The sequence below is a fragment of the Shewanella cutis genome, assembly GCF_022410515.1.
GTDB classification, from domain to species: domain Bacteria; phylum Pseudomonadota; class Gammaproteobacteria; order Enterobacterales; family Shewanellaceae; genus Shewanella; species Shewanella cutis.
On the sequence record NZ_JACSDI010000003.1, the window covers coordinates 384,496 to 409,304 of the forward strand.

Annotated in this window: 23 protein-coding genes and 1 pseudogene; 19 read left to right on the plus strand and 5 right to left on the minus strand. The window is 43.6% G+C overall.

Going from position 1 to position 24,809, the window contains the following annotated elements; genetic code table 11:
- Positions 1-101 precede the first annotated feature (101 nt).
- The 8 genes from H9J30_RS08370 to H9J30_RS08405 all read left to right on the plus strand — a co-directional run bounded on the left by H9J30_RS08370 (position 102) and on the right by H9J30_RS08405 (position 9,853).
- A complete protein-coding gene (locus H9J30_RS08370) occupies positions 102-1,298 on the plus strand; it encodes a porin (RefSeq protein WP_240130593.1) in 1,197 nt (398 codons plus the stop codon).
- 280 nt (positions 1,299-1,578) lie between these two features.
- A complete protein-coding gene (locus tag H9J30_RS08375; protein WP_240130594.1) occupies positions 1,579-4,389 on the plus strand; it encodes a TonB-dependent receptor plug domain-containing protein in 2,811 nt (936 codons plus the stop codon).
- A 506-nt stretch (positions 4,390-4,895) separates the two neighbouring features.
- Entirely contained in the window at positions 4,896-5,678 is a 783-nt protein-coding gene (locus H9J30_RS08380; protein WP_240130595.1) for a DUF3450 domain-containing protein, read from the plus strand.
- The gene (locus tag H9J30_RS08385) at positions 5,678-7,033 is read left to right on the plus strand and encodes a MotA/TolQ/ExbB proton channel family protein (RefSeq protein WP_240130596.1); all 1,356 of its coding nucleotides are present in this window, start codon (positions 5,678-5,680) and stop codon (positions 7,031-7,033) included. The genes H9J30_RS08380 and H9J30_RS08385 overlap by 1 nt, the downstream gene beginning before the upstream one ends.
- Positions 7,033-7,560: a MotA/TolQ/ExbB proton channel family protein gene (locus H9J30_RS08390; protein WP_240130597.1), complete on the plus strand. Its 528-nt coding sequence runs from the start codon at positions 7,033-7,035 to the stop codon at positions 7,558-7,560. The genes H9J30_RS08385 and H9J30_RS08390 overlap by 1 nt, the downstream gene beginning before the upstream one ends.
- A 13-nt stretch (positions 7,561-7,573) precedes the next feature.
- Complete coding sequence (locus tag H9J30_RS08395) at positions 7,574-7,978, plus strand: ExbD/TolR family protein (RefSeq protein ID WP_240130598.1); 405 nt, start codon at positions 7,574-7,576, stop codon at positions 7,976-7,978.
- Between the two features lies 1 nt (position 7,979).
- Positions 7,980-8,603: an energy transducer TonB gene (locus tag H9J30_RS08400; RefSeq protein ID WP_240130599.1), complete on the plus strand. Its 624-nt coding sequence runs from the start codon at positions 7,980-7,982 to the stop codon at positions 8,601-8,603.
- A gap of 2 nt (positions 8,604-8,605) precedes the next feature.
- The gene (locus H9J30_RS08405) at positions 8,606-9,853 is read left to right on the plus strand and encodes a tetratricopeptide repeat protein (RefSeq protein ID WP_240130600.1); all 1,248 of its coding nucleotides are present in this window, start codon (positions 8,606-8,608) and stop codon (positions 9,851-9,853) included.
- Positions 9,854-9,904: 51 nt separating this feature from the next.
- Here H9J30_RS08405 and H9J30_RS08410 read toward each other — a convergent pair.
- Positions 9,905-10,416, minus strand: a pseudogene (locus H9J30_RS08410) (diguanylate cyclase domain-containing protein).
- Positions 10,417-10,497: 81 nt separating this feature from the next.
- On the opposite strand from H9J30_RS08410, the gene H9J30_RS08415 reads away from it, so the two are divergent.
- The 6 genes from H9J30_RS08415 to H9J30_RS08440 all read left to right on the plus strand — a co-directional run bounded on the left by H9J30_RS08415 (position 10,498) and on the right by H9J30_RS08440 (position 14,872).
- The gene (locus H9J30_RS08415) at positions 10,498-12,330 is read left to right on the plus strand and encodes a DUF885 domain-containing protein (RefSeq protein WP_240130601.1); all 1,833 of its coding nucleotides are present in this window, start codon (positions 10,498-10,500) and stop codon (positions 12,328-12,330) included.
- 166 nt (positions 12,331-12,496) lie between these two features.
- Entirely contained in the window at positions 12,497-12,775 is a 279-nt protein-coding gene (locus H9J30_RS08420; RefSeq protein WP_240130602.1) for a peptidylprolyl isomerase, read from the plus strand.
- Between the two features lie 72 nt (positions 12,776-12,847).
- Positions 12,848-13,384, plus strand: a complete 537-nt coding sequence (locus tag H9J30_RS08425; protein ID WP_240130603.1) for a GNAT family N-acetyltransferase — start codon at positions 12,848-12,850, stop codon at positions 13,382-13,384.
- Between the two features lie 70 nt (positions 13,385-13,454).
- Positions 13,455-13,685: an RNA-binding S4 domain-containing protein gene (locus H9J30_RS08430; RefSeq protein ID WP_011071954.1), complete on the plus strand. Its 231-nt coding sequence runs from the start codon at positions 13,455-13,457 to the stop codon at positions 13,683-13,685.
- Between the two features lie 22 nt (positions 13,686-13,707).
- On the plus strand, positions 13,708-14,097 hold the full coding sequence (locus H9J30_RS08435; protein ID WP_240130604.1) for a ribonuclease E inhibitor RraB: 390 nt from the start codon (positions 13,708-13,710) through the stop codon (positions 14,095-14,097).
- 484 nt (positions 14,098-14,581) lie between these two features.
- Entirely contained in the window at positions 14,582-14,872 is a 291-nt protein-coding gene (locus H9J30_RS08440) for a hypothetical protein (RefSeq protein WP_240130605.1), read from the plus strand.
- Positions 14,873-15,160: 288 nt separating this feature from the next.
- Here H9J30_RS08440 and H9J30_RS08445 read toward each other — a convergent pair whose 3' ends face one another.
- Complete coding sequence (locus tag H9J30_RS08445; protein WP_240130606.1) at positions 15,161-15,988, minus strand: substrate-binding periplasmic protein; 828 nt, start codon at positions 15,986-15,988, stop codon at positions 15,161-15,163.
- Positions 15,989-16,119: 131 nt separating this feature from the next.
- Here H9J30_RS08445 and H9J30_RS08450 point away from each other — a divergent pair, with 131 nt between their 5' ends.
- The 5 genes from H9J30_RS08450 (at position 16,120) to H9J30_RS08470 (ending at position 22,528) form a co-directional block, all read left to right on the plus strand.
- Positions 16,120-17,187, plus strand: a complete 1,068-nt coding sequence (locus H9J30_RS08450; protein WP_240130607.1) for a DUF2157 domain-containing protein — start codon at positions 16,120-16,122, stop codon at positions 17,185-17,187.
- Positions 17,184-18,332, plus strand: coding sequence for a DUF4401 domain-containing protein (locus tag H9J30_RS08455; protein WP_240130608.1), 1,149 nt, complete (start codon positions 17,184-17,186; stop codon positions 18,330-18,332). Before H9J30_RS08450 ends, H9J30_RS08455 begins: the two co-directional genes overlap by 4 nt.
- Positions 18,332-18,847 (plus strand): GDYXXLXY domain-containing protein, encoded by a 516-nt coding sequence (locus tag H9J30_RS08460; RefSeq protein WP_240130609.1) that lies wholly within the window; start codon positions 18,332-18,334, stop codon positions 18,845-18,847. The genes H9J30_RS08455 and H9J30_RS08460 overlap by 1 nt, the downstream gene beginning before the upstream one ends.
- 236 nt (positions 18,848-19,083) lie before the next feature.
- Positions 19,084-21,930: an ExeM/NucH family extracellular endonuclease gene (locus H9J30_RS08465; protein WP_240130610.1), complete on the plus strand. Its 2,847-nt coding sequence runs from the start codon at positions 19,084-19,086 to the stop codon at positions 21,928-21,930.
- 166 nt (positions 21,931-22,096) lie between these two features.
- Positions 22,097-22,528, plus strand: a complete 432-nt coding sequence (locus H9J30_RS08470; protein ID WP_240130611.1) for a DUF6678 family protein — start codon at positions 22,097-22,099, stop codon at positions 22,526-22,528.
- Between the two features lie 57 nt (positions 22,529-22,585).
- Here the strand turns inward: H9J30_RS08470 and atcC are convergent, their stop codons facing one another.
- From atcC to atcA, 3 genes are read right to left on the minus strand one after another with little or no spacing between them, the layout of a single operon-like run.
- Positions 22,586-23,482: a cold adaptation protein AtcC gene (gene atcC / locus H9J30_RS08475; RefSeq protein WP_240130612.1), complete on the minus strand. Its 897-nt coding sequence runs from the start codon at positions 23,480-23,482 to the stop codon at positions 22,586-22,588.
- 10 nt (positions 23,483-23,492) lie between these two features.
- Entirely contained in the window at positions 23,493-24,251 is a 759-nt protein-coding gene (atcB, locus tag H9J30_RS08480) for a cold adaptation protein AtcB (protein ID WP_240130613.1), read from the minus strand.
- Positions 24,251-24,781, minus strand: a complete 531-nt coding sequence (gene atcA, locus H9J30_RS08485; protein WP_240130614.1) for a cold adaptation protein AtcA — start codon at positions 24,779-24,781, stop codon at positions 24,251-24,253. The genes atcB and atcA overlap by 1 nt, the downstream gene beginning before the upstream one ends.
- Between the last annotated feature and the right edge of the window lie 28 nt (positions 24,782-24,809).

Sequence of the window (24,809 nt, forward strand, 5' to 3'; positions counted from 1 at the left end):
GGAGAGTTTAATAAAATTTTGCTACTCTCAGTGGGAAATTGTAAGGAAAAATAACAACGGAATGACGTTGATAGAACATAAACAAGAAGGTTAAGCACCAAATGAACAAAACGATAGTCGCCACTGCGCTAGCAGCACTCTTTCTTGCACCAACCGTATCTGCAATTGAAATCTACAAAGATGATAAAAATGCAGTGGAAATAGGGGGGTTTATTGATGCGCGCGTAATCAACACTCAAGGTGAAACAGAGGTTGTTAATGGTGCTTCTCGAATTAATTTTGGTTTCAGCCGCGAGTTAAGCGATGGCTGGAATGCGTTTGCTAAGTTGGAATGGGGCGTTAACCCAGTTGGCAACAGTGATATTGTATATAGCAATCGCTTTGAATCTGTTCAAGATGAATTTTTTTATAACCGTTTAGGTTATGCCGGACTGAGCCACGATAAATACGGCACACTCACCATCGGTAAACAATGGGGAGCTTGGTACGATGTCGTTTATGGCACTAACTATGGTTTTGTCTGGGATGGCAATACCGCTGGTGTTTACACCTTTAACAAAGATGATGGTGCTGTTAACGGTGTCGGTCGGGGTGATAAAACAGTTCAATACCGTAACACCTTTGGCGATGTCAGCATCGCGGCGCAGGTACAGCTAAAAAATAGCAGTTTTTATACTTGTGATTCTGTGCCTGACCAAGATGACTGCAAAAAGTTATGGGAGACTGGTGATAGATCTGCCCAGCAAGTTGATTATGACGAAACCTATGGTTTTGCTGTGACTTATAATGCAACTGACAAATTGACCTTAACCGCTGGTGTTAACCGTGGTGAATTTGACGTTAGCTTTGGGAATGGCGAATCAACTACTGCAGTCGACCTTATCTATGGTGCTGGCATAATGTGGGGCGGGTTTGATGCTAATGGTTGGTATGCCGCCGCTAACATTAACAAGCAAGAAAACCACGATACCGATAATTTAGGCCGTTTGATTAAAGAGGCTGTTGGGGCTGAAACGTTACTGTCGTACAAATTCGATAATGGTCTACGTTACTTCGTGTCCTATAACATTTTAGATGCGGGTAAAGATTATGTCATTCAGCCCAATTTACCCATTTATGCCAACGATGTGTTTAAGCGCCAATTTGTCGTGGCTGGTGTGCACTATCTGATGGATGCCAATACGGTTATCTACTTGGAAGGTCGTAAAGATTTTAGCGATTTTACCGGAGTGGATGAAGCTGCGATGGCGCTTTCAGAAGATGATGGTATCGCTATCGGGATCCGTTATACACTGTAAGTCATAACGTTGCCTGAAAGGGCCTAAGTTCAACAAAAACGCCAGTCAGCAATGACTGGCGTTTTTGTATTTGGATTTAGGAGTATTAAGGTTCGCGTTTGTAAAGTGACCACAATGTCGCTAGATGGTTTAATTTGTTTATTTTATGTTGATTAAAGGTTTCATATGTGATTTTATTGTTTCTGCCGAGTACAGCGTGTTTTTGACGTACTTTTGTTTGAAACTGCTTATTAAATAAGCGGATTATAATAAAGACATAATATGTCCAGGGAGATAGACAATGCATAAGAATAACTTATTAGCCAAATCTGTGCGTTTCGCATTGATTGGTGGTGTAGCTGCAACCGCATTAAACGTGCCATTAGTCATGGCTGCTGATGAAGCTGGTGCTGATAAAAAAGTAGAACGTATAGAAGTAACAGGTTCACGTATCAAGCGTACCGATATGGAAGCGGCAAGTCCTGTTCTTGTAATGAATAGAGATGAGCTCGAAGCCACAGGTATGATCAGTATTGGTGATATCTTACAAACAATTCCAGCTGCAGGTTCTGCACTAAACACTGCTTTCAACAATGGTGGCGACGGTTCTACTAACATGGACCTGCGTAACCTAGGCGCTCAACGTCTACTGGTGTTAGTGAATGGTAAGCGTTGGATATCTTCTTTGGGTTCAACAGTTGACTTAAACACAATTCCTACATCAACAATTGAGCGCATTGAAGTATTAAAAGATGGTGCTTCAGCGGTTTACGGTTCTGACGCTATTGCTGGTGTAGTTAACATTATTACCCGCAAAAATTTTGAAGGTGTTGAAGTTTCTGTATATGGCGGACAAAACGCTAAATATGACGATGGTCGCCAATATACCGCTGATTTTACTGTTGGTTCCGTATCTGAAAAAGGTGGCTTATTATTCAACATGGCCCACGTGACTCAGCAACCTATTTGGGCTGGTGACCGTGATATTTCTGACACTGGTTACAGTTCTACTGCGGATAACACTCGTATCCGCGTTAAGGGCTCGCAACTGAATCAAGCTAACCAAGATGCATTAGCTGCTATTGGTAAACCAAACAGTTCTGGTATTTACGACTATATGTCTAAAGAAGGAACTGGCGCCAATGTTGGTATGGATCAATTCCGTCCACGTACTGGTAGCGATGTTTATAACTATGCTCCTGATAACTATCTATCAACACCGCAAAACCGTAACTCTTTCTATGTTCAAGGTTTTTATGATATTTCAGACAACTTAAGAGTTGTTTCAGACTTTATGATGACCAACCGTAAGTCATCTCAAGAATTAGCGCCTATGCCACTGACATTAGGCGCTTCATTTGGCGCGGCCGCAAGTCGTGTGGATATTGGCGCGAATAATATCTATAACCCATTCGGTGAAACACTTTATGGTGATAGTGCTCGTGCGGTTGCTAATGGTAAACCTGCTGGGTATGTTCCTTATGCTTTACAACGCCGTATGGTTGAGGCCGGTTCTCGTCAATACAATCAGAACGATACCACTTATCGTGCAATGGTTGGTCTTGAAGGCAATATCAATGATAACTGGAGTTGGACTGCAAGTTACATCTACGGCCAAAATAACCAAGATGTATTGACCACAGGTCTACTCAATTTAACGCGTATCAATCAAGCATTAGGCGATAATTGTAATGCAAGCAATGGTTGTGTTGCGTTAAACCTATTTGGTGGCCCTGGTTCTGTAACTCAAGATATGGTTGATTATATTACTTTCGATAGTGTTAGCCGCTCAGGCTTAACGATGAAAGACTATACATTCAACATCGCGGGTGACCTATTTGACTTACCTGCTGGTCCTGTTGGTTTAGCTTTAGGTCTAGAACGTCGTGAGGAAACAGGTTTTGATACGCCAGATCCATTAACTGTAACAGGTGAGTCTTCTGGTAACCAACGTGATGCGACGTCAGGCGGTTTCCGTTTAGATGAAGCTTATGCTGAATTAGCAATTCCCGTAATAGAAAGCTTATTAATTACGCCTGCTATTCGGGTTTCTGATCACGATGCCTATGGTAACAATACTACGGGTAAAGTGGGCGCGGAATTCCGCCCAATGGATGATATGCTGTTACGTGGTACATGGGCTCAAGGTTATCGCGCACCTTCAATTTCTGATTTATATGCAGGTAGTGCAGATTCTTATCCAACTTGGAATGATCCTTGTAATACAAGAGATTCTAAAGGTAATGTACTTAATATTTCAGGTTTACCAGGATGTGCTGGTGTGCCTGATGGCTATCGTCAAGCCAACACGCAAATTCGGATTTCTCAGGTTTCATCACCCGATTTAAAACCTGAAACGTCAGAGTCATACACTTTTGGTGCAGTGTATAACCCATCTTGGTTAGAGGGGGCAGAGTTTACCGTTGATTACTATAATATCAAGGTTGAAGATGCAATTGGTCGTTATGGACATACCATTATTGCTCGCGAGTGTGCTACTGGAGATAAGATTTCCTCTTGCGATAAGATTGACCGTGATAGTTTAGGTAATATTGTTGATTTACGTAACTTCCTCCAAAATGCTGGCACATATGAAGTAGAAGGTATCGACTTCTTCACTGCATATCGATTCCCTGAAACATCATTTGGCTCATTCAAAACTTCACTTGATCTAGCTTATGTGCTGGGTAATGAGTTTGACGGAGAAGATCGTGCAGGGATTCAGTATGGTGATGGTGGTTTCCCTGAACTCAAAGGTAGTTTAAACATTGATTGGGCTATGGGGGATTGGGATGCACATTGGAAAATGCGTTATGTTGGTGAGCTGACCAGTGATTTTTATGCTAATGATCCAGACAATTATGACTTCTATAAAGACAATGGTTATAGAGAGACATTCAGTGCTTATATGGTTCATAACGTCTCTGTTGGTTATAATATAGAAGATTATAATACTAAGATTTCTTTAGGTATTAATAACTTGTTCGCAAAAGAGCCACAGGCTGAAGGCCCAACTAATAACGAAGCACTTTCTAGCAACAACTTCTCTGTTACAGAGTATGATGTGAATATGGATCGCTTTATCTATTTACGTGCAACAACCAAGTTCTAATGGTAGAACCGCTTAGTTGAAATAAAGCCGAATGCTGAAAAGTGTTCGGCTTTTTCATTATTTGCAGCCTTTTTAGCTATAGAACATACATATTGCCTTCGGATAACAATGGTTGATCTTCAATCTAACGCAGTTTCAAATTCGTGATAATTAGGCCGTGCAACTTTTAACAACGTTAATTGTTTGTACTGCTGAAGATGACGAGCATTTTTATCTGTTATCCAGTAAATCAGAACGTTTGTTTAAAAAAACACCTTTCGAAAAAAAATTCATAACTTAGACTTCTTTACACTCATTTTTTACATGTTCTGAATGTTGACACAGGTCAACATTTTGTGAAATGATGCCAGCGGGTCTATACCCGTAAGGGTGTAGGAAAGGGAAGAAAAAACTAAGAATCACAAGAGAAAGATGAACTTACGGTAAGCATTTCCTAAAGTAAGTCTTGATTAAAGTGATGTTGCTAGTAAGTTAACTTTTTATTCACTTCAAATTGGTTGGGAACTATGTCCAAGGTAAGCAATAGAACAAAAATCGCTACTGCACTTGTTGGCGTGCTGGCATTAGCGAGCAGCAACTTAGTAGTTGCAGATCCTCTTACCGACGTGCAAAAAGCGGATAGTATGATCCATGCTGATGCTGCTGCGTCGCAAAAGAACGTTGATAAGTATTTCGATCAAGCACAAGACATGCTTTTTGAGTATGGTTCTGTTGCTGATGAACGTGAGTCACTGAAGTCCTATAACGACTATGTTGCCAGCTTAGTTGCTGACCAACAAAAAACAATGGACGCGATTCAAAACGACATTAATGGCGTAGATAAACTGCGTCAGGGTGTTGTGCCTTTAATGTTTAAAATGGTTGAGTCTTTAGAACAGTTCGTTCAATTAGATTTACCATTCAACTCTGAAGTACGTGCTAACCGCGTAAAAGAGTTAAAAACACTGTTAAACACAGCTGAAGTGACTTTAGCTGAAAAATACCGTTTGATCCTTGATGCGTATAGCATCGAGCGTGAATATGGTAGTGCTGTTGCAGTTAACCAAGGTAAATTAACCTTAGATGGTAAAGAAGTATTAGTTGACTTCTTCAACTTAGGTCGTGTGGCTCTTTATGCGCAAAGCTTAGATCAAAAGACTGGCTGGATGTACAACCCACAAACTAAGGGTTGGGACAAGTTAGAAGACAGCTATTTGCGTGAACTGACAAAAGGTATCCGCATTGCCCGTAAACAAGGCGCTCTAGATCTATTCGCATTACCAATTCCTGCTGCGGAGACTGCACAATAATGAAGAAGTTAATTACTACAGCTGTATTAGCTGCAAGTTTTTCTTTAACTGCTGGTATGGCTAGCGCTGCTGATGCGCCAAAGACCATCGACCAATTATTGCAGCAAGTTAAAGTCGATCGCGCTGCTGAAGGTAAAGTTAATAGCAAACGTGAACAAGAGTTTCAGGCTGAGCGTGGCGATAAAGCGGCTCTGTTAAAGCGTGAAAAAGATGCTTTAGCGGCTGAAAAACAACGCGGTAAAGACCTAAACCAAGCTTTCTTAGATAACGAGCGCAAAATTGCTCAAATAGAAGAAGATCTAAAAACAGCTCAAGGTGACTTGGGTGAAATGTTTGGTGTTGTTAAAGGTGAAGCTGGCGATTTCGCTGGTAAATTAGCGAGTTCAAACGTAAGTGCTCAATACCCAAATCGTGACAAGTTTGTTGCTGATTTAGGTGCGCGTAAGCAATTACCAAAGATTGAAGAGTTAGAGCAATTCTGGCAAGAGCAATTATTCGAGATGGTACAATCTGGTAAGGTTGTAAAATACGAAGGTTCTGTTACTGCAATTGATGGAAGTGTTAAAAATACCACTATTCACCGTGTTGGTACTTATAACTTAACTGCTGATGGTAAATACGTTGTTTACAATCCAGATTTAGGTTTAGTTCAAGAGTTGTCGCAACAGCCTGAAGGTTATCAAGTCAGTGCTGTAGGCAAGTGGGAGCAAACCACGTCTGGTACTGCTCCTTTCTACATTGACCCTGCTCGTGGTGTTTTGTTAAATATCTTCACTAACAAAGCGAGTATGGAAGATCGTATCGAGTCTGGTGGCACAATTGGTTATATCATTCTGGTACTACTTGCACTTGGTTTATTAATTGCTGCTGAGCGTTTCATTGTTCTGGCTGCTATTGGTGCAAAAGTTAAAAATCAAGCGAAGAATGTTGATAAACCAGGTAATAACGCACTTGGTCGTATCTTGAAGGTTTACCATGAAAACAAAGATGTTGATGTTGAAACATTGGAGTTGAAATTGGATGAAGCCATTCTAAAAGAAACACCAGCATTAGAAGCGCGTATTCCAATTCTAAAAGTGATTGCTGCTATCGGTCCTATGTTAGGTCTGTTAGGTACAGTAACAGGTATGATTGCAACCTTCCAAAGTATCCAATTGTTCGGTACTGGCGATCCAAAACTGATGGCTGGCGGTATCTCTATGGCATTGGTTACAACGGTTCAAGGTTTGGTTGCGGCACTGCCTCTGATGTTACTGCATGCAATGTTAGTTGCGCGTAGTAAGTCCATCACCCAAATTTTAGAAGAACAAAGTGCTGGTATCATCGCGGCACACGCTGAGAAGAGGGCTGACTAATGATGATTCACCTGATGGACATATGGGATTCCGTCAGGGGCTTCATGGCCTCCGGAGGCGATGTTCTCTGGTTAGTTGCGTTTGTGCTGTTCTTAATGTGGGTATTGATGCTTGAACGTTACTGGTATCTGAATTGGGTATCACCAAAGCAACATAAAGCAATTATAGCTGCATGGGATGCAAGAGAGGAAACTACCTCTTGGTATGCACACCGTATCCGTGAAGCTTGGCTGTCCCAAGCGAATCAAGATTTGAATGCACGTATGCTGATGATAAAAACCTTAGTAGCCATTTGTCCTATGATAGGTTTGTTAGGTACCGTTACCGGTATGATTTCAGTGTTCGATGTGATGGCAGTTCAGGGGACGAGTAATGCTCGTTTAATGGCGGCTGGTATTTCAATGGCAACAATGCCCACCATGGCGGGGATGGTTGCAGCATTATCGGGAGTATTTTTTAGTACTCGCCTTGATGTGAAAATGAAAATCAGTTTAGAAAAGCTAAAAGACAGCATGCCGCACCACTAGAGAGAGATTGAACATGGCACGTAAAAAGCATTCCAGTGTAGACGAGGAAGCGCAAATTGATATGACACCGATGCTCGACATCGTGTTCATCATGCTGATCTTCTTCATTGTAACAACGTCATTCGTAAAGCCATCTGGTTTGGACTACAACAAACCAAAGGCTTCACAAGCGACTTCAAAGCCTTCGGCTAACATCTTTATCGGCGTCAGCAAAACTGGCGTGATCATGATGGAAAACCGTCAGGTTGATATCGAGCGTGTAACAGCAAACGTTGAGCGTATGCTCGCTGAGGCCCCTGAAGCAGCTGTGTTGATTCAGGCGGATAAAGATGCGCAACACGGTTTAGTTGTGAAAGTTCTAGACCAAGTCAAAGCGGCTGGTATAGATAAAATTTCGGTATCTGCGGGGAACGATTAATATGCTAAGAGCACTAGTATCAATCATTATTGGTGCTGCTGTGACTTTTGGTCTGTTCGCTTTTATGGCGTTCTTGGTCGGTGGAGGAGCGCAGCGCGCTGAAACATCGGCCGAGACCCCTGTAATTGAAATCACGATGGATAGACAGGATGCAAAAGCACAGAATAAGCCAAGGGTAGTCCCTAAGCCACCACCACCACCAGCACAGCCTGAGAAGCCTCAAGCTGCGCCGCCAGAAACATCATCAAATATTGATACGGCCATGTCGTTCAATATGGGGGGAGTGGAAGCAGGTGGTCATAGTGCTGGTGGTTTTAAACTGGGTAATATGATGAGCCGTGACGGAGATGCGACACCAATCGTTCGTATCGAGCCACAATACCCAATCGCTGCAGCACGTGATGGCAAAGAAGGTTGGGTGCAATTGCGCTTTACCATTAACGAATTAGGTGGTGTTGAAGACGTAGAAGTAATTCAAGCTGAACCTAAGCGTTTATTTGATAAAGAAGCCATCCGTGCGCTGAATAAGTGGAAGTACAAGCCAAAGATTGTTGATGGTAAGCCACTTAAACAGCCTGGTATGACTGTACAACTTGACTTCACTTTAGACAAAGGAGGCAATTAATAATGCGTAATGCTCATAAAATCGCAGTTGCGTTATTACTTTCCCTTTGTGGTGGTAGTTTATCCGTATCTTCGGCAATTGCAGCTGAAAAATGCGAAGTTGATACACGCCAATCTAAAGCGGTAGGTGAAAGTGCGGCAAAAAAGGTACAGAAATCCTTTGAAGCTTACACAAATGGTCAGGTTGATGAAGCCATAGCCATTCTGTTAGAAGCAAACCCAAAGAATGATTTCGATAAAGCCTATGTTGCGCGTATGCTCGGTAACTTCTATGCCGAAAAGGGCAAAATGGATACCGCGATCAAGTACCTAAAACAAGCTGTTGAAGCGGATATTTTAGGTGGTACAGATCATGCTGCAACACTGCGCCTTTATGCCGATTTGCTGTTACAAGAGAAAAAGTTCAAGGAAGCGATTCCTTATTATTACAAGTGGATGGAATTCACCTGTAAAGCCGATTCTCAGATGTACCGCCGTATTGGTATTGCTTATTCAGAACTTAAACAGTGGGATAAAGTGATAGAAGTGGCTGATAAAGGCCTTTCACTCGCAGAATCTCCTGATAAAGGTCTGTACCAGATGAAGCTAACGTCATACTTCAACCAGAAGAAGTATAAAAATGCCGTTGGTGTGTTAGAAACCATGGTGCCGTTATTTCCTGATGATGGCAGATTATGGGTTCAATTAGCACAGTTTTATCTGATGATTGAAGACTATGATAAAGCGCTAGCAACTTATGACTTAGCTTATCGTAATGGTTTCTTAGATACTGGAGCTAACATTACTCGTTTAGCTCAGCTGATGGCTCAAAAAGGTGCGCCTTACCAAGCAGCAAAAGTGTTTGAGAAGCACATGAAATCTGGCTTGATCACGCAGGATGTTAAGTCCTATGAGATTTTGGCTGGTTTCTATCAAAACGCGAAAGAGTTTAAAGAAGCTGCAGAACTTTATGGCAAAGCCGCTGCAATCAGCAATGACGGTAAGCTTTATTTAAAGCAAGGTCGCTTACTAAGCTTGGAAGAAAAATACTCTGAAGCGATACCAGTGCTTGAAAAAGCCATCTCTTTAGGTATTGAGCATCCTGGTGAAGCAAACTTTGAATTGGCTTTAGCTCATTTAAGTTTGAAACAGTATAAGTCTGCTTATAACCGTGCAGTATTAGCTGCAAAGGATAAGAAGACTGAGAAGAGTGCAAACAGCTATATCTCTTACATCAAAGAGAAAGCCCGTATGCATAACGTCACGCTGTAATTCATATTATTTGCAATGCAGATCTAAAAAGCCCCGCAAGGGGCTTTTTCTTTATTGTAGTTTTATCTGTGCTTGTGATTGCTGTGGGATTGCGCTCAAGTTTCTGTGTGAGTTTAGAGACATTATTAAACATGGATTCAATTTTTTGTTCCTGAGTTGGCAAGCAGAGGCAAGCCGCGAGTTTATAATCAATTTTAAGCTTATGATTTTTACTAAACTCTTGATTAAATTCTTGAATATGTTGTCCTATTCGCTTCAAAACAACTTCAGAGCCTTCTTCATCAATATTGAATAACCCTAAAGTAAAATGGTTGTGATCCAATCTTGCAATTAAATCAGTTGCTCGTAGCAAGGCTTCTTGTACTTGTTTAGTAAAAAATTCGAGTAAATGCGGTTGTTTTACGGTTTCATGAATGTGGGGGCACAGATACAATAGCGCCAAGCTTTGCTGCTCTCGTATATGTCTATGCCATTCTCGGTTAAAGACTTCCATAAAATAAGTTTGGTTATAGACGCCCGTTTCTGGAAACCCTAAAACCTGAGTTACGAAATGAGTAGATCATAGATGAATCCCGTAAGCAGACTTTGCACTAAGTATTAGGAAGAGTTTGCCTATCACGGACGTAAAAGGAGAAATATAAAAGATGAAATTAAGTTTATTAGCGGGAACACTGGCCTTAGCGCTAGCCTTACAGGGGTGCTCAAAGCCTGAAACAAATGTTGTTGCACAGGACGGTTCAATTTCTGCTGCAGCTCAAGCTCAAGCTGAAACGCAAACCGCCGAATCGCGCTATCTCGCTCTCGTCGATGCCTATTTTAAAGACTATTTGAAGCTAGAGCCGATATACGCAACCTTTGTTGGCGTCAATGACTACAACGCTCAGTTTGGTGGTGATTTAACCGAAGAATATCTCAAGGCTCGCCACGATCTAAATACCCGCTATTTAGCACAAGTTAAGGCCATTGATCTTGACCAGTTACCAGCGGATCTGCAATTAAGTTATTCGTTATTTGTTTATGACCGTGAAATGGCGTTAGTTGATGAAACCTATCCTTCACGCTTTATGCCTATCAGTCAGTTTTACAGTACTGTTATTACCATGGTGCAGCTAGGGAGTGGTGAAAGTGCTCAGCCTTTTAATACGGTTCAAGACTACCGTAATTGGGAGCTGCGCGTGAATGGTTTCATTGATTGGATCAAACTCGCTCAACACCGTATGGATGAGGGGATTGCAAGTAAGGTTGTGCTTCCTCGGGTTCTTGTTGAACGTATCATTCCTCAGCTTGATGCTATGCTGACGACTGATGCCAGCCAAAGTATTTTTTTCTCGCCGATTACGCATTTCCCTGAAGGGTTTTCAGCTCAGGATAAAGCTGAGTTAACCGCAAGTTATCAAGCGATGATTAATGAGCGTTTAGTCCCGGCATTAACTGGGCTTCGTGACTATTTTAAACAGACATACTTGCCTAAGTCCCGTGCGACTGATGGTTGGTCTGGTTTGCCTAATGGCAAAGCTTGGTATCAACATTTGGCCAATTCACATACTACAACCACTATGCCCGTGGATGAAATCCATCAAATTGGTTTGAGTGAAGTTGCACGAATTCTTTCTGAAATGGATAAGGTGCGTGAGCAGGTTGGTTTTAAAGGTGATTTGAAAGCCTTTTTCGCGTCATTATCCTCAGAGCCACAGTACTTCTATAGCGATCGCCAAGGCTTAATTGATGGCTATATGGCGCTTAAAGATAAAATTAACCTTGTGTTACCACAGTATTTTAATGTGATGCCCAAAGCGGACTACGTTGTTAAACCTGTTGAGAGTTTTAGGGAACAATCTGCCGCGGGTGCATCCTATGAGTCACCTGCGGTGGATGGTAGCCGTCCAGGGGTGTTTTATATCAACACTTACAACTTAAAGGCGCAACCCAAATGGGGCATGACGACGCTGTCTTTGCATGAAGCTGCACCTGGCCACCATTTTCAAATTGCCATTAAGCAAGAGTTAACAGGGGTGCCTGAGTTCCAACGCTTTAGTGGCTATACTGCCTTCGAAGAGGGCTGGGCGCTGTATGCTGAATACTTAGGTATCGAAATGGGGCTCTTTAGCGACCCTTATCAATACTTTGGTAAGCTGTCAGACGAAATGCTGCGTGCAATGCGTTTAGTGGTGGATACCGGATTACATGCCAAGGGCTGGAGCCGTGAGCAAGCCATTCAGTATATGAAAGACAACTCCCCGATGGCAGAGTCGGATATTGTTGCCGAGGTTGAGCGTTATATGGCGATTCCTGGCCAAGCACTATCTTATAAAGTGGGTCAGCTAAAAATTCTTGCTCTACGTGAGCGGGCTGAAAAAGCCTTGGGTGATAAGTTTGATCTTAAAGCCTTCCATGATCAGATCCTAACGTCTGGCTCGTTACCGATGGCGGTCATGGAGCAGAAGATAGATCGCTGGATTGCGGCAAACAAGGCTTAATGTATTGTCGCCGTTATCGGATGATAAAATCGATAACGGCACTGTTTAACTCTTTTTAATTTAATAGAATGTTTTTATACTCAACATTCACATCCCGTTTAGTGTGATAAACGGGAACCATATGATATTTGGGGCAAATGTCTCAGGTTTTTCAGGGAGTTTTATTATGGTTCAAGCGACAGCAAGACATTTGTTAGTGAGCAGCGAAGATCAATGCCAAGTGCTTAAGCAACAAATTCTAGACGGTGCGGATTTTGCGCAAATAGCTCGCGCGCATTCTTCCTGCCCATCCGGTGCTCAAGGCGGTGAATTAGGCTCATTTGGCCCCGGCATGATGGTGCGTGAGTTTGATGAGGTGGTGTTTAGTGCGCCATTAAATGTGGTTCAAGGCCCAGTAAAAACACAGTTTGGTTACCATTTACTCGAAGTGACAAGCCGCGGTTAAATCCCAACTTGCCTAGAAAACGGCAGCTTATCGCTGCCTTTTTTATTTGTGTCCAGCCATATCGGAGCCGTTATGCTTGAACTTTACACCGACAGATTAAGAATTCGCAGTTTACAAGATCATGATTGGGAAAATTTTTTAGCATTACATCTCGATCCTGACATTAATCGCTATGTGCGAATACCTGAACCAGTCGAAGTGATCCATCAAAAGTTCGAACAGCGCGCCAAGACATGGAGTTATCCCTCTGGCGATTGGTTAACGCTAGTGATTGAATCCCTTGAAACTGATGAGTTTATTGGATTAACCGGTTTTCATTGTCAACATCTTGAGGAACAACGTGCTGAAGTTGGTTACCTATTGGTGCACACCAGTCACGGTAAAGGCTACGCGACTGAAAGTTTGCAGGCTGTCATCGATTGGGCCTGTTTGAGTCTTCAGGTGCATAAGTTTGTTGGCTATTGTGCCAAAGACAATATTGCCTCTGCCCGTGTAATGGAAAAGTGCGGTTTTCAACTTGAGGGCATATTTCGCCAGCAGTTTAAGATTGGTGATCTCTGGCTTGATGAATGTGCCTATGGCCTGCTTGCCGATGAAAGGCAAAGATAAGTTAAATTATCTGCATCGCTGGGGACATACTGCTATAATGCCGCAGGTTTATTTTTAGAGGCGTGTTTAAGTGGCGCAAATTAATCAGTTAGCTTTGCATCCAGGCGAAGATTTTATTGAATTGTACAAAGTGTTAAAGGTACAAGGCATGTCTAATGCGGGTGGTGAAGCTAAGCACTTTATTGATGAAGGTTTAGTTACTCTCAATGGCGAAGTAGAAACCCGCAAGCGTAAAAAAGTCGTTGCGGGTGATATCGTCAGCTTTAACGGTGAGTCGGTTCAAATCATTGCGGCTGAATAAGCCTGAAACTGTGGAGTAGGATATGCAATTTCCAGACGACGATAATGGTAAAATGCTGGCTGCAATGGCTGAGGCGGGTATTGATCTTACTAAGGCCCTCGATGTTGATTTCTTTTTAGTCTTTGATGATCAGCGTGATGCTGAAACTGCACTTGAAGAGTTATCCAATTCGGATCTCGAAGGTGAAGTTGAGCTGAATTTGAACGATGAGCTTGGCAAGTGGGAAATTATTGTATGCATCAATATGGTGCCTGAATACGATGATTTGGTTGAGCAAGAAACCATACTCAATGATTTTGCGGCTGAGTTCGGTGGCATGACTGATGGCTGGGGCGTGATGCAACATCAAGATGGCGACGATGAGTTTATGGACGATGATGATCACGTTCATGATGAGCATTGCCATCATTGATTTAAGTGTTATTTCAATGATAAAGGAGCCATAAGGCTCCTTTATTTTTTGCACAATATTACCTCGACTCTGTTCATTTACAACATCGTGAAATGTAAATAGGTTGAAGCGGGTCTTACTCTTTAACCTCAGCTTGGGATAATAAATCTATATCAAATAGCTTTTGCACCGCTTACTGCGTGGAATTGACTTACAATGGGCTCGCTATTGAGGGGGAAATTCACCTTGTTAACAGCGCAAAGCGCAAGTTTGAGGGTAACGATTTGAATTTTGCAATGTATATTGCATTGATCAATCTCTTAACCCGAATTGAGGTTATTGACTGAAATGTGGTAGCACTATTTTCAAGTTGGAGTAGCAATATAAGAGGGTAAACACCATGCGGATAAGTTTACTGGTGGCGGCGCTATTGAGCTTGATGATTTGTACTTATTACTCATGGCAAGGAAGATTAAGGATTATCAGCTCCCTCAAAGAGGCCTGTATGAGTCAATGGAATAAGCAAATATTGCGCAGCTTATTCCATTGTCAAACGGGCTTTTTGTTCATCTCTAGCCTCTATCTATTTGCCTGTGCTTTAGGCCTGATTCCTCGTATGTATGCCTATAGTTTGTTACTTTTTATAGGGCTTAATCACGGCATTTTCGCTATTTGGCATTGTTATATTGCGATTTTGAGCCCACCCGACAGAGGTATTGGTATGTATATAATGGCATTGCTTTTTTTGTTTGTTGCATTATTTGCTTTGTTGGGAGCCTTAACGTCGTGTGTTTAGGGCGTGTTGTTGTTTCAGGGGGATTTTTACAGCAGCTTGGCCACCGTTTATGCAAGGCAAAGTCTGTGCTGTGTCGTTATTCTACATAAACAAAAGATAACGCAGCAGAAACCTCAGCCCAATGCTGCCCTAAGGGTTTGTCTGGCAAGCCCTTGCGCTTACTTTCTGTCATAACAGCCGCTCGTCATTTGAGTCGAATAACGACACATCATGCCTCGTTTCGCGAGCACGTGCTTGCCAGAACGAACAAAATGTAATCTCGAAACGTCAACACGCCCTAGCAAATCCCTAATTCGCCTTATTTTTTTCGCTAGGGTTTTGAGTGGCGAGTTCCAATCCATATTGGCGGACGAGCTCTGTGAGTTTGCCATTTTGTTGTAATTGCTGTAGCCAAAAATTGAGTTTCTTCGTATTTAGTCGCGAATGAGGGTTTAATAATACGCCGTGATAATAGTGCTGATCCCATTGATCTGAAATATGGAGTCGTAGCTGATCTTGCGGATTTGAGGCCAGATAAAAATTGATGTAAGAGAGGGTGACAGGAGCAATTTCTGCACGCTCTCGAAGCACGGTTTCAATTGATGCTTTATTGCTGTTTACAAAAATAACATTAAAGTTTTTTTCAAGTATTGTGGGATCGGTTTCGAAGTCGGCAAAACGATAGTGGTAACCTTTAACTAATGCCAGCGTTCGTTGTTTGAGATGAGTAAAAAACTGTGAGTCTTTTATTTTTTCTTTTAACGCGATGAAGACTTCACCATCATGGATATGGAGAGGAATAAATCCGGTATCGAGGTTTTGCCAACCCCAGAGCGGACTTTCAAACATGATCATCTCGAATCTTCCCGCAGCATAGGCTTTGTATCTGTGTTCTATGCTGGTGGATACGAACTCAAAGCTGATTTCTTGCTGAATTTGGTTTAGGGCATTGATGAGATCCAGCGTCAGGCCTGTATAACGACCGTCAGTTTGTAAATTGACGTAGGGAGCAAATTGATAACCGCCAACGCGAATAACAGATTTTGCTTGCACAGGGGATAATGTATCTGCAGTGGCAACACTGAATAAATTTAACACTAGGCAAAATAGCAAATTGAGTAATACGGCTAGTCGCATAGGTTCTCCCATTCATCATTAAGTCTTAAGGTTATCTTGATGTGAGACAAGTTAATACAATTAATTATTGCAGTTAAGTTGGTTAAATGCGTATTTTGTGTGAGTCAATATCAAAATAGGGAGATTTCATATTGCGCAATCTTACATCTCAAGTTTATGAGTGGCTGGATCAAGGACATCTCACTCGGGCGCAGGTAGATGAATTGTACCGCCATGTTTGCGCACCACCAAGTGCCGCCAGTTGGCGTTGCTTAATTGCTCAGCTTTTACAGTGGGCGGGAGCGTTAAGCTTAGCGACAGGAATTATCTTCTTTTTTGCCTATAACTGGCAGTCCCTCAACCGAATAAGCAAATTTGCTCTGATCGAAGCGGCACTTTTGCTCAGTCTTGTTTGTTTTGTGTGGCTTTATTATCGAGGTGCGTCGCAACAGCAGAGTTCAGCCTCCTACAGTATGTTTGGGGCTACAATTGCGAATGTGGCACTGTTGGTGGTGAGCATCTTAATTGGTGGGCTTTTAGCGCTTGTGGGACAAACCTACAAAACAGGAGCCGATCCTTGGCAATTATTCGCGCTTTGGGCCTTAGCGATTCTCCCCTTAGCTTGGGTAGCAGGTTTTGATGGTTTATGGTTGTTATTCGTCGGTTTAATTAATTTAAGCCTTGGACTCTTTGCCGACACATCATCGCACCTGTTGGATGAACAGATCTGGTTATTTATTTTCGCGGTGCTCAATCTGACTACCTATTATGGATTTGTGTTTATGGGCAAAGGCTCTAACAAACGCTGGCATGCGCCACTTGTGCTGTATACGACATCACTTATGGGTATGGGCTGTTTCACCTTATTACTCTGTTGGATGATTTTTGAGCCCAGTGATGCTAAGCCGTTTCTCGTGGGTGTTTGGGCTGGGTATTTTATCCATCTGTTGTGTGGATTTTGGTGGTTCAGGTACAGATTATTAGAGGTTTACCCTTTAGCGTTGGGCGGTTTTAGTTTAATCGCTGTCGGGGCGGCATTACTCACCGAACTGTTATATAAAGATAGCGATCCTATAGGTGGTTTTTTGTTGATTGGACTCTACATTATTTTGGCCAGCACAGGATTGAGTTCAATGCTGCGACGATTGCATCGGCAGTTTAAGAACGAAGTTACCACTAGCGACATGTCTGCAATCAATGAGCAAGGAGCGGCGTCATGAACACGCTTCCACATACGTCGACTCAAGATAATGGCGCCTCACACATTAAGCCCTTATCGACTTCGTCTGCTCAAACCTTGTGGGAGATGTTATATGCACAAGGCAAAGTGAATTCACCTGAACCGCCCGAATCCAATGAACTACCTTGGTATCTCGCTTTGATGCAGGCCTTTGCGGCTTGGATTGCTGCCTGGTTTTTATTGGGGTTTATGGTGTCGGTTTTTTATGCCTTGTGGGAGCGACTTGAGGGGGGAGCGGCACTTTTTACCGGCGCAAGCTATTTAGGATTAGGACTTGCCTTATATTGGGGAGGACGCCAACAGCATTTTTTGCAACAGTTTGCGTTTGCGTCCTGCTTAAGTGGCGCTATGGCATTTGGTTGGGGATTGTTTGATTTACTCGGCTATGAGTTCAGTTTGATCTGGTATTTGTGTATGTCGGTGCTGTTTCTGCTGCTTTGGGGAATAATTAAACACGCTGTTGCGCAATGGGTATTTGCATTTAGTTTATTGGCCTGCTTGACGGGGCTGTTGGCTGAGTGGCATTTACTCAACTTAACACCGACGTTGTTGGTATTGCTACTGAGTGTGGTGTTATTAAATATCCATCGTACTGGATACCACTATCAACGGGCGAGAATGTTGGTTTTTGGTGCAGCTACGCTGCTGTTAACCATTCAGCTTATGCATGTATTCAGTATGGACAGAATCTTCGAGGAGTTATTTGTATCCAGTTGGCAGTCGGGAATGACTGCCATCCATTTGATTGTCGTGTTCTCAATCTGTGGTTTTTTAATTTTTAGCTCGTTTAAACAATGGCATACTCAACCCACATCCCCCGTTGTGTTGTTTATGTTTTTAGGCTTAGTGCTCGTCACCGCGTTGTCCTTACCTATGCAGGGCTTATCGACAGCAGTGCTACTGATGTTATTGGGCCATTATACTCGCGAAGTTTGGCTAAAAGGCATTGGGATTGGCTCAGGGCTAGTGTTTGTGAGTGGCTATTATTATTCCTTAGAGACAACGCTTATGCTCAAATCGCTATATTTGATGGGATTAGGATTGTTATTGCTTGCCGCGCGATTAGTGATGTGGCGTTACTTTCCTATCTCAGACGCACAAGCTGAGTTAGAGGAGCATGTTTGATGGGGACGGCGATGTTGTATTTAGCAAACAGCCACCGAAGAGTCCTATTTTGGGTTGTTGTTACAGTGGTGGCCTTGTTGACGATGGTGAATTGGCGAATCGCCCAGTTTGAGCAGTTATTGCAAGATGGCAAAGTGGTGCGTTTTGCCTTAGCGCCAGTTGATCCTCGCTCGATTATGCAGGGGGATTATATGGTCTTGGAGTATGCCATTGCGCAGGAAGTGCGCGCCGCATTGCCTGAGGGGATGACACAGGGGCAACTGTTATTGACGCTCGACTCGCAAAAGGTGGCGCGCTTTGTCGGTATTTACCGTGATCAACCCAAAACTGCTGAGCAGCTCACGGTAGATTTTCGCCTGCGTAATCATAGAGTAAAGCTGGCCTCAAATAGTTTTTTCTTTGAAGAGGGCCAAGCTGACCACTTCAGCCAAGCCAAATTTGGTGAATTCAGAGTTAGTGAGCGGGGAGAGTTGTTGTTGGTGAACCTGCTCGATGATCAGTTGCAACCGCTATAACGGGAAACCGAAATGGATGTTAACAAGATGGTGAGCCATGCTCGCCATCTTTATCCATTTTACCTAGTTCAAACCGCTAAACTTTCGCCTAAATATCCACCTTAAGTTGCAACCAGGGTGCAACCAATTTGTAACCTTTGTTCCCTATAGTATCGTCAGTTTTCGAAGCTGATGCTTCGTGAAATGATCAATCATTAAATCAAATATCAATATAAAAGATACTTTTAGGGGTCACTATGTTTAAACACAAAACACTGTTGGCGTTAGCCATCAGTAGCGCTTTTGGCGTTGCCAACGCGGCCGATAATTTAATTATTTCTGAATATGTCGAAGGCAGCGGCAATAATAAAGCCATCGAGTTGTACAACCCAACTGCCGGCAGCATCGACTTAAGCCAGTATCAATTACGCTTTTATTTTAATGGCAGCACAAATGTGGGCAGCACGATCAGCCTCAATGGCACCTTGGCTGCAGGTGCGACTTATGTGGTCGCAGATAACGATGCCTCTGCAGATATTTTGGCGATCACTGATCAACAAAGTAACGCCAGTTTTTTCAACGGCGATGATGCTATTGTCCTAACCCATCAAAACCAAGTGATTGATAGTTTAGGCCAAGTGGGGGTTGACCCAGGTAGTGAATGGGGTAGTGGTGATTTATCGACACAGGACAACACGCTACGCCGTAATCCTGATCAATTAATTGCCGATCCTATTATTGATGATGCTGTTACCTTTAATACTTGGTTAGGTTTTGCAAAAGATGATATTGCCGATCTCGGTAAGTTCAGCGCCGGTACGCCAACTGATCCTGTTGACCCACCACCGAGCTCACTCGCTTGTGGTGAAGCATCAACTGCTATCCATGCCCTGCAAGGTTCGACTAATGCAAGTCCGTTAAACGGGCAAACCTTAGTGGTTGAGGCCATAGTGGTGAGTAACCAAGAAGCGGGCTTGAAGGGTATTTTCGTACAAATGGCCGACAACGAAGCCGATACCGATCCGCAAACCTCTGAAGGGGTGTTTGTTTACACTGGCAATGCTCCCACGGGTTACGTGGCGGGCGACCGTGTACGCTTAAAGGCTAAAGTCACTGAGTATCAAGGTTTAACGGAGCTGACTACGGTAGCCGAGCATAAACTTTGCGCCGCGGGACAAACTTTGCCGAGCGCCGCGGTAGTGACTTTACCCGTGAACTCAAGCGATGATTTTGAGCCCTTCGAAGGCATGCGCGTACGCTTTAGCCAAGATTTAGTGGTGAACGAAGTTTACAACCTAGGTCGCTATGGCGAAATTTCACTCGGTAGCAGCCGTCACTTTATTGGGACGCAAGTCGCCGCACCAGGCGCCGATGCCTTAGCTGTTACAGCAGCCAATCTCAAAGACAGTATTTTACTTGATGATGGCTTAACGGCACAAAACCCTGATCCGGTGATTTTCCCCGCGCCAGGTTTGAGTGCATCAAACACTGTGCGCGTGGGGGATAAAGCCACTGCAGTCACGGGCGTAATGCACTATGGTTTTAATCTTTATCGCATTATGCCGAGTGAACCTGTTAACTTTGTCGCAGAAAACCCTCGTCCGCAGTCACCTGTTCTGGCTGAGGGCGGTAACCTCAAAGTCGCCAGCTTTAACGTACTGAACTACTTTAATGGCGATGGACAGGGTGGTGGTTTCCCGACTGCGCGCGGTGCCAATACCGTGAGTGAGTTTGAGCGTCAAAAAGCGAAGATTATCAGTGCGATGGTTGGTATTGGTGCCGATGTTTTTGGTCTGATGGAAATCGAAAACGATGGCTTTGGTGCAAACTCAGCGATTGCCGATCTCGTGGCAGGCCTTAACACTGCCGTGGGTGAAAATCGTTATACCTATGTTATTCCAAAGGTTAATGGCACTAACTTAAGTACAATTGGTACAGATGCGATTACCGTCGGTTTAATCTACCGCAGTGATAAGGTCAGCCCACAGGGCGATGCGCGCATATTATCTAGCGCCAATTCACCGTTAGATGAAACTGGCCAACCGTTGTTCGATGACAGCAAAAACCGTCCAATGTTGACGCAAGCCTTCGTGCTTAATGGCAGTGACGAGAGTGTGGTCGTTGCGGTTAATCATTTGAAATCTAAGGGCAGTGAGTGTGCCGGCGATCCTGACATGAACGATGGCCAAGGTAACTGCAATATTACCCGTACCCGCGCAGCTACGGCAGCAGGGCAGTGGATTAGCGAACAATATCCGGAGCAAGGTGTATTGCTGATTGGAGATTTAAACGCTTATGCCAAGGAAGATCCTCTGACTGCGCTGGCGAATGCTGGTTTTAGCGAGTTGTTTGCCAAACTTGAAAAAGCTAATGCTTATTCCTATGTGTTTTCAGGGGAATCGGGACAGTTAGACCATGCTTTAGCGAATGCAGCGCTAGTGGATAAAGTAGTGGATGTGGCCGAGTGGCATATCAATACCGATGAGCCGCGCGTATTAGACTACAACGAAGAGTTTAAGACCCCTGCGCAGTTACAAGACTTGTACGCCAGTGATGCTTATCGCTCTTCGGATCATGATCCTGTGGTGATTTCACTTCTGCTCGAAGCCGAAAAAGTCGTCCCAGAAGCCAGCTTTACTAAAGTGGTGAATGGTGCAGCTGTGCAATTTACCTCAACGTCAACCGACAGTGATGGCCAAATCGTTTCTACTCAGTGGGACTTTGGTGACAACACTCAAGCCATGGGAGAAGCCGTATCTCACACCTATGCGCAAAGTGGTGATTATCTAGTGACGTTAACCGTGACGGACAATGACGGCTTAAGCCATAGCAGCTCGCAAACGGTGACTGTAGTGGTTGAAAACGTTAAAAAGCCACCTGTTGCCCAAATTCAGCGCATTAATCTGTGGTTAGTCGATATGTTTATTTCGACGAGCTATGACACCGATGGGGTTATTAAGCAGCATAAGTGGAAGTTTGATAATGGTACCCGTGCCAATGGTCCTGTAGTACTGCGTCTGGCTCGCCGCGGAGAACATACCGTCGAGTTAACCGTTAAAGATAATGATAAATTAACGGATACGGCAACACTGACATACCGTTAAGCGTGAGCCTCTTTCCTTTAATATCAAAAGCCTGCGTAGCAGGCTTTTTTACTTTAATTCACGATAGAATGCTTTAAATTCAAGCTAAGTCGATTTATGTACCTACCCGCTTAAGCTAAGATGGCACCACTAATGGATTTTACTCACAGAGGGTGGTCTCATCGCAATGAATACAGACACCTTGGCGTACCTTAATCAGCATCAATTAACCTCCGTTATGAGCCTCACTAAATGGCGTAAGCTTGAGCAGGCGCTCCATGAAGAGCCAGAGTTTGTGCCCCATGTACGTTATAAGCTGCTGGTGGAGGATGGGCCAAACCCTAGTTTTACGCCAGTGTGGTGGCATGAGTTGCTGGAGATTGCCGACTCCATTGAATGGCTTGAGATTGATCCCTTTAAAAGAGAAAAAATAGGGCGATTGTTACCTGAAAAGACCACTGATTTTTCTGACTATATTCAGACTCAGCTGCACAAATACGCTATTCCCTTCAGTATAGAGACACAAAGGTTTCGGATTTGGGGCTATCTTCGCTGCGATGCAACTATGCCTGCATTTTGTATTGCGGCTGGTGGCGAGACGATAAAGGAAGCTGAGTAAAACTCAAAAAGCAGATGAAAATTGGGGCGTTAACTGGATTAACGCCCCTGATAAGGATTACAGCACGATATAAAGCGGCCAGCCGAGTAGACCAACAAGCCCTTCTTTATGCTCGAATCTTTCTAAACGCTCAGGGGAAGCGTCATTAAGCAGCAGCTCACGGTAGCTTTTGGCAAAATGCAGCGTACGCAGCAGTGCAGGCGCAAAGTTTTTACCCAAATCTTTACCAATAGTTTCGGCAAGTGTTGCGGGTAACTCTGCCAAGGCTTTTTGGGTTTGCTGCTCAATATACTCAAGGCTAAACCATTCGTCCTGCAAGCTGATTTTGGCAATGCGCTTTTTCAGATCTTGTCTGACTTTCGCATTATCAAATAACATCCGATACAGTACTGCTTCGGCCAATACGCTCTCAAGATTTAAGAAATCCAACGGATCGTAGCTGGTTTGGGCATAAAATTGCGCCATCAGCGCCGCAATCGATTGCTGGCGTTGGTGCTCGAGTAGGGCGTCCTGATAGGCTTCATAGCCTTGCCATTCTTCGGCGTCTGGTGGTGTTGAGACTTGTTCCAGCAGGAATTTATCGACATCACCATAAAGAGATTTGCCGTTAACCAACTTATGTTTGCTCACGACACTGAGCATACTCCAGCCCTTTTGGAAGCACTTAACCACGCCATCGGCGGTGATGAGTAAACGCAATGCCTGTTGTTGATCCTGATTCGACAGTTCCATTAAGCCGAGACTAACGACGCCAATGACATCGTGCGCAGCCTGTTCCAGTAAGTGCATTTTGTACTTGTTATAGAACTTATCCGCCAATTTGAGGCTCATCAAAATGGCTTTAGATTTGATTTGTGCGAGCTGCTCACCGCTGAGGGTGTCGTCTGCTTGGCCTTTGGCCAATACCTTGCTCAGGTATGGGCCTTGGTCTATATCGCGCAGTACCAGTTGCATCTAGAGATCCTTAATCTAAAAAGCTAAACATATCATCCACTTCTGCGTATTCATCCGTAACTTGGTTTTTCTCTTTGGCTTGGATAACTAATTCATTAACGAACTTGTTAATGATCGTTTCCCAACCAGAGCTTTCGTTACGCAGCAGGTTTTTAATGGCTTTTTCAACATCGGGTGCCAGCTCATGGATTAACGCCATCAGACTACGGGGGTCGTCTAGGCTTAAGCTATGGGCTTCTTCACTGGCGACGCGGCCGTCGTAACCGATGGTGTCGGTATCTTCTTCATCGTCGTAATAGTCGTTGAAATGATCCTCATCATCGTGTCCTTCGCCCAACATCATTTCGATAAAGGGGATAGACAGATAGAAGAGGCCGGCGGGATCTTCGGCAATACACTCTAAAATAGCGGTTTGTTTTTCTTCGCTATCTTGAATACGAATTAAATAAGTTAAAAAATCAAAGGTATGCTGAATGAGTTCTTCGGCATTGTTTTTGATTTTTTCTTCCCAATACAAAGGTTGCTGACAGACGATGTCGCGAATTTGCTCGGGGGTCATCAGCTCCGACATAATTGACGGGCAGGAGATATCATGGTGACTGTTGATTTGGGTCAGCGTCACAATATCCATTTTTTCAATGACTTCAACTAATTGCTCATCGTTCATTGTGGTGGCGATGAGTTCGAAACGTTTGCTTGCCTGTTTTGGCTCGACATCGGCGAGCTCTTTAATCTCGGCAACGGTTATCTCAATTAGACTCGTGTTCATTAGCGGTCCTCATCATCGTAGTGATCGTAGTAGCCATCTTCCTCTTCGCCTTCATCGTCATCATCCGAATAGTCGGTATAGTCACTGTCTTCGTCTTCAAAATCATCATCAGTGCTGCGTTTAGGGGCTGGCGTACTTTTACCTTGGTTTTCAAGTAAGTAAAGCACGGCGCAGCTTTCGATCAATAAATCTTCTGAATAAGCGCGTACCGCCAACACTAAAGGTAAATCGGCATTGTTAAAGCCGATAGTGACTTTAAACTCATCCCAGTCGGGTTGCGTTGCGGTATTGATCCAGTGAGCCCATTTGAGCTTGGCGTCACTGGGGAATTTTACTCTGCCATAAAGTGCGACTGGCAGATACTCAGGCACTGACTCGAGCATTTTAGGGTCAGCCTGCAATACTTTTTTGATTTGACTGGTAAATTGCTCCAGAGCCTTAGGAGTATCAGGGTCATCATAGGACTCGATATTGTCGTAGGCATTGGTTTTAAGCTCATTAATGCGTGAGATATTCAGTTTTTTGGCCATGGGCATGTCTCGAAATATAAGCGCTAAA

What these genes read in the sequence shown, in the direction of transcription:
- H9J30_RS08370 (WP_240130593.1), top strand. Translation starts at nt 102, where the DNA reads ATGAACAAAACGATAGTCGCCACTGCGCTAGCAGCACTCTTTCTTGCA.
- H9J30_RS08375 (WP_240130594.1), top strand. Translation starts at nt 1,579, where the DNA reads ATGCATAAGAATAACTTATTAGCCAAATCTGTGCGTTTCGCATTGATT.
- H9J30_RS08380 (WP_240130595.1), top strand. Translation starts at nt 4,896, where the DNA reads ATGTCCAAGGTAAGCAATAGAACAAAAATCGCTACTGCACTTGTTGGC.
- H9J30_RS08385 (WP_240130596.1), top strand. Translation starts at nt 5,678, where the DNA reads ATGAAGAAGTTAATTACTACAGCTGTATTAGCTGCAAGTTTTTCTTTA.
- H9J30_RS08390 (WP_240130597.1), top strand. Translation starts at nt 7,033, where the DNA reads ATGATGATTCACCTGATGGACATATGGGATTCCGTCAGGGGCTTCATG.
- H9J30_RS08395 (WP_240130598.1), top strand. Translation starts at nt 7,574, where the DNA reads ATGGCACGTAAAAAGCATTCCAGTGTAGACGAGGAAGCGCAAATTGAT.
- H9J30_RS08400 (WP_240130599.1), top strand. Translation starts at nt 7,980, where the DNA reads ATGCTAAGAGCACTAGTATCAATCATTATTGGTGCTGCTGTGACTTTT.
- H9J30_RS08405 (WP_240130600.1), top strand. Translation starts at nt 8,606, where the DNA reads ATGCGTAATGCTCATAAAATCGCAGTTGCGTTATTACTTTCCCTTTGT.
- H9J30_RS08415 (WP_240130601.1), top strand. Translation starts at nt 10,498, where the DNA reads ATGAAATTAAGTTTATTAGCGGGAACACTGGCCTTAGCGCTAGCCTTA.
- H9J30_RS08420 (WP_240130602.1), top strand. Translation starts at nt 12,497, where the DNA reads ATGGTTCAAGCGACAGCAAGACATTTGTTAGTGAGCAGCGAAGATCAA.
- H9J30_RS08425 (WP_240130603.1), top strand. Translation starts at nt 12,848, where the DNA reads ATGCTTGAACTTTACACCGACAGATTAAGAATTCGCAGTTTACAAGAT.
- H9J30_RS08435 (WP_240130604.1), top strand. Translation starts at nt 13,708, where the DNA reads ATGCAATTTCCAGACGACGATAATGGTAAAATGCTGGCTGCAATGGCT.
- H9J30_RS08440 (WP_240130605.1), top strand. Translation starts at nt 14,582, where the DNA reads ATGAGTCAATGGAATAAGCAAATATTGCGCAGCTTATTCCATTGTCAA.
- H9J30_RS08445 (WP_240130606.1), bottom strand. Translation starts at nt 15,988, where the DNA reads ATGCGACTAGCCGTATTACTCAATTTGCTATTTTGCCTAGTGTTAAAT.
- H9J30_RS08455 (WP_240130608.1), top strand. Translation starts at nt 17,184, where the DNA reads ATGAACACGCTTCCACATACGTCGACTCAAGATAATGGCGCCTCACAC.
- H9J30_RS08460 (WP_240130609.1), top strand. Translation starts at nt 18,332, where the DNA reads ATGGGGACGGCGATGTTGTATTTAGCAAACAGCCACCGAAGAGTCCTA.
- H9J30_RS08465 (WP_240130610.1), top strand. Translation starts at nt 19,084, where the DNA reads ATGTTTAAACACAAAACACTGTTGGCGTTAGCCATCAGTAGCGCTTTT.
- H9J30_RS08470 (WP_240130611.1), top strand. Translation starts at nt 22,097, where the DNA reads ATGAATACAGACACCTTGGCGTACCTTAATCAGCATCAATTAACCTCC.
- atcC (WP_240130612.1), bottom strand. Translation starts at nt 23,482, where the DNA reads ATGCAACTGGTACTGCGCGATATAGACCAAGGCCCATACCTGAGCAAG.
- atcB (WP_240130613.1), bottom strand. Translation starts at nt 24,251, where the DNA reads ATGAACACGAGTCTAATTGAGATAACCGTTGCCGAGATTAAAGAGCTC.
- atcA (WP_240130614.1), bottom strand. Translation starts at nt 24,781, where the DNA reads ATGGCCAAAAAACTGAATATCTCACGCATTAATGAGCTTAAAACCAAT.